Origin of the sequence: Arenimonas sp., from assembly GCF_044348765.1 — a bacterium.
Taxonomy (GTDB): Bacteria; Pseudomonadota; Gammaproteobacteria; order Xanthomonadales; family Xanthomonadaceae; genus Arenimonas.
This window is the reverse complement of record NZ_JBIKSE010000116.1, coordinates 1-4460: the sequence shown is the minus strand read 5'-3', so window position 1 is coordinate 4460 and position 4460 is coordinate 1. Positions and strand designations below refer to the sequence as shown.

Genomic DNA, 4460 nt, shown 5'->3' with positions numbered 1-4460 from the left:
GTATCAACACCACTAATTGTTATAGTTTCAACTATTGGGTCAGCTTGTAATTTAGAAATCCAAACTTGTTGATTTGGTTGTACAGTTGTTTCTAATGGTTCGTATAATTTTAATATAAGTGAATCAAAACTACCAGTCCATGTAGTAACAACTTTACTATCACCATCGCCTAAATGTAATAAATGGTTTAAGTATTTAGAAGATTCATCTCCAAAAATAGATTCATCAAATTGTGACGTAAATGCCGATGCAATTCTATTAATTGCAAGTTCTTTTGGTATTGTTAAATCACCAGCTCTAAATGTAACCGTTATTAATTCTTCTTTACCAACAATTTCTTTATTACCACTATTGTTGTACGGAACTAATTTTAAATTTAGCTTAATAACATCATTCGGGCCAGTATAAGAACTAAATTGTAATAATTTTTGTACATTTAATGTAATTCTAGCATTTGGTCCTTCTTGATAAAACCCTGCCGAATTATTTACAAATATTTTTACAAAATCCGTATCTCTTGATTTGTATGATATTTCAAAATCAACATCAGTACCAACGTAATCTCCACCTATTAATTCTTTTGGATATGTAATTGATTCTATATCAGGAACACCAACAAAAAATTCGTCAACAACTGAAAGTTTGAATTCAATCGGTGGCAGTTCTATACCTGCATTTTTACCAACTAGATAAATTTTATAATTACCCAAAGAATCAAATGCAGTTTTAGGAATACTGATTACGGTTGGAGGTCTTTCAGTTTGATTTGCAACTATCCCACCTATCGCGGCACCTACCGCGTTATTTATAGTTGAGTTTATGTCAAAATTAAAAGTTTTATCCTTTACATATGCTACAATCTGATTAATATTATCGGTAACCAATATAATAGGATAATCTTCCTGTGAATTTCTATTGTATTTTCTATTTTCATCAGGAGTTAATAATCTTATTACAGGGTTTGAGGCCTGCTGTACGATAGTAATATTTTCACTTTCAATATCAATTACAGTATTATTGTCTACTGTATATTCTGAAAATAAAGTATCGGTATTTAATGCTTCTAATACTCTAGGTTTTAACCCTTGAGAAGTTGCAGTTATTTTTGATATTTTATAAAGATTATTGTTTACAGAAACAATTTGTAAATTCGTACCAGTTTCTACTATAAACGTAGTTACTTCGTTTGTAAGTTTAATATTTTCAGAAGTATTTACGTTTGTTAAATTTACAGAATTGTTTGGTCCTTTTAAATTTATTGTTACGTTATAGGTAGAAACTTCTGGAACTATAATTTTAGCATTATCTTTTGGATTTTGCTTTTTAAGTTCAAATAACAATTCTTTTATATCATTCGGAGAATCCGATGCATCGGTTGATACAACTTCACCATTTATAACTCTTTCAATTCTAAAAACATATGGAGTTGATTTTGTAAATATTTTTTGTTCAGGTTGTAATCCCAAAACTCCATCATAATTTGTAATAGTATTTCTATAATTACTAAATCCATCATCAATAAAATTAGGATTTTGAACTATTGATATATTATATTGCTCGTTTGATTCATATCCTTCTTTGGTTAATGAAATAGTTTTTGTTCCAACGCCAATTATATCTGATATTGAGAATACAAATTTAGTAGGTGTTGTTCTATATGAAGGTTGTCCATCTATGTTTACAAGACACTTATCAGCATTTGCATTAATATTAATAGCTAAAAATCCATCCTGATTAATTGTACCCGCATAATCATAATCTTTTTTTATAGGTATGATTACATTTTCACTTTTAATAATACCAATATCGCCACCAGGCAAAATAACACCATCAACAGGACTTACATTTTCAATATTAGAAAGTAAATTCTGTCTTAATGAATCCTGACTATTTTTATTTAATTCAGAATCAAATGGTTGGTCTTGTGTAAATCTAGGCATCTTTTATAATTATAGCTCTGATAAATTATTCGGTGTATTATTTGTAACCATTGTTGCTGCATCCGATACATTTCCGGTGCCCATATTTCCTAAAACTACACCTCTTCCTTTAATTCCAAACATACCTCTAGCTCTCGAAGGTGTATTAACACTACCATCACCACTACCCAATAGCTTTTTAGTTAAACTTTCAGCGGGTGTAGATGGAGTATCCGTATTTTTTCTTTTTTTAAATAACTTACCAGCGTTTTGTATTTTTTCACCTTTTTTCATTCTAAGCTTCGCAAATAAACCTCTCGGCTTACCCACTTCAAATGCAGTTTCGGTTTCTAAAACAGATGGACTAGTTAATGGTAAATTCATATCGACATCTGGTAAAATAACTTGCGTTGGAGCCAATACTTCTTTTGCTTTTACTTCGGCTGTAATTGCATTTTGTAAAACCGAAGGTATTTTTGTTTTAATAATAGTTGCCTCTTTTATTAATGGTGGATTTGTCATAATATCTAAATCCGATGTTTTTGTTTCTAAAATACGTTCCGGAGCATCATAACTTTCAAATGTATCATTAGATTTTGAACCAAATTTTACAACAGGATTCAATAAAAATTTATTTATAACCTGTATTAATATTTTTTCACATTTGTCTTTAACGTATTCTTTTGATAATTGAATAGATTCTGGAGTATTTTTCTTCTTTCCGTAATTCAAATCATTTATATCGGAAATTCTATTTGTAAATTCATATATCGTTGCTTCAACAAATTTGTTATACATAGTTGTTGCAAATGAATCAAATTGTTTAATCTGATATTCACTTAATAATAAATTAAACCAACTTTCCGAAAAGTTTGTTTTTAAATAAGATGCTATATAATTTGGACTAATCTTTTCAACAAATGAAATTGCATATCTAACAACATCTTCTCTGAATGAACCGTCATTTATAAAAATACCATAACGCGTTTTTAATTCAGGATTTAATTTACTCCCTTCACTATGTGGGAACAATCTTATTTCAGTTCTGGATGGTGATATTTCTGAAATCCATAATTTATCAAACATACCCTCACTACCCACTCTTTTATTTAATAGTGTAATTTGAATTTTAAAAATACCATTGTTATATCCGGCCTCATTTATAAGTCTTTCCGCATCAATAAAATATTCAGTTGGAAATTGATATTTTTGAAAAATAGTTCCCTCTGCTACTAAAAAGTAATCTCTTATATTTTCGGAAGTTAGTGGCAAATATCTTACCAATCCATAGTTTTGTTGTGGTAGTTGATTATCGTTTGCATCGTATAAAACAAATTCAATACAATCGGTTTTACTAAATCCAAAAAACGATTGTATATTACCCGATTCAAATAACATTCTATCATCGGTGTTTATACGATACCCCTTACTATCAATAATATCCTTAAATGATTTTATTGCCATTATCCTTCAAATTTATTTCCTCTTTGTTTTTGCAAACCAACCGTCAACGTTACCGTTGATGAAGTTGTTTTTGCTATAAATGAACCCTTATATAATTTATCTCTACTTGCTCCTATCGCCTTTGCAGGTACTTTATCCCTCACTGCTCCTTTATTTGGCGCAAGTATTATTACCTTTTTCGCTTTTGGTTCTAATGTGATAGAATCTACTTTTTCTAAAGTATCTCCAGTTTCTCCGGTTGATTCAAATGATATGTTTACACTTTCTGCAGAGAAATTATATACTTCCACATCCGGACCATTTATCCAGGTAACTTCACCTTTTGCATTTGCTCTTGAATTAAATAATATATCTTCACCACCTTCTTGTCCTTTTTTAAGAACTTTTAAAGATATATCCATACCAACTTTTGAACCTTCTGCCAATTTAGCATCTTTACCTTCCAATTGTTCTTTATATGCTCTATTTTGTTCTTCCAACGAAGCAACTCTTGCCGTCAATGAAACTCTCTGAATCGCTTCCGATGTTGCTTTTTGAATAGCATTTTGTAAATCAACTATACTAGATTGGACTTTTGTTCCATATTGAAATGATTCATTCTGTGCAGTTGATGATGCTATCGTTTCTCTATCTACATCTATTCGTAAGCTTTCGGTTACAATTTCCAATTCAATAACCTTTGCTCTTAAATCATCTATTTCTTTATTTAACTGAGTTACTTCTGCAGTTAAATCGATTACGGATTGCGTTACCGGATTATAAACTCTTCTAGGTACTGTATCTTCAACCGGTGGTGGTTCTTGTGGAATTAATTCGATAATCGTTGTATCAATTGCTCTTAATAATTCATCCTCATCATATTTTGGTTTAGTTAGTTTACCAGAAATTACGCCGCCATCCTTGTCTTTATTTTCAAAGATATAAACACCGGTATCGGTTTTTGGTTTTAACGCCAAAGAACCACTTACAAGTATTCTGCCTACATTAACCTCATTTTTTAATCCAGTATTTTTCATACTAATTATTTTCTAAACTAAACGTTATATTTTCATCAAAAAATTGAACATCACCGTTGTG

General features: G+C 30.2%; 3 protein-coding genes. All 3 read right to left on the bottom strand.

Translation table 11 applies throughout. The features are described 5' to 3' along the window. A partial coding sequence (locus ACIQ0Q_RS09640; protein WP_395772722.1) for a hypothetical protein occupies positions 1-1940 on the bottom strand: 1940 nt, incomplete at its 3' end. A gap of 9 nt (positions 1941-1949) precedes the next feature. Beyond that, positions 1950-3383 carry a hypothetical protein gene (locus tag ACIQ0Q_RS09635; RefSeq protein ID WP_395772721.1) on the bottom strand — a complete coding sequence of 478 codons (1434 nt, stop codon included), beginning with the start codon at positions 3381-3383 and terminating at the stop codon, positions 1950-1952. Continuing rightward, positions 3383-4399, bottom strand: a complete 1017-nt coding sequence (locus ACIQ0Q_RS09630) for a hypothetical protein (RefSeq protein WP_395772720.1) — start codon at positions 4397-4399, stop codon at positions 3383-3385. The genes ACIQ0Q_RS09635 and ACIQ0Q_RS09630 overlap by 1 nt, the downstream gene beginning before the upstream one ends. Positions 4400-4460: the final 61 nt, after the last annotated feature.

Excerpts from the sequence above, each read along its gene's own strand:
- ACIQ0Q_RS09635 (WP_395772721.1), bottom strand. The coding sequence starts at position 3,383 with ATGGCAATAAAATCATTTAAGGATATTATTGATAGTAAGGGGTATCGT.
- ACIQ0Q_RS09630 (WP_395772720.1), bottom strand. The coding sequence starts at position 4,399 with ATGAAAAATACTGGATTAAAAAATGAGGTTAATGTAGGCAGAATACTT.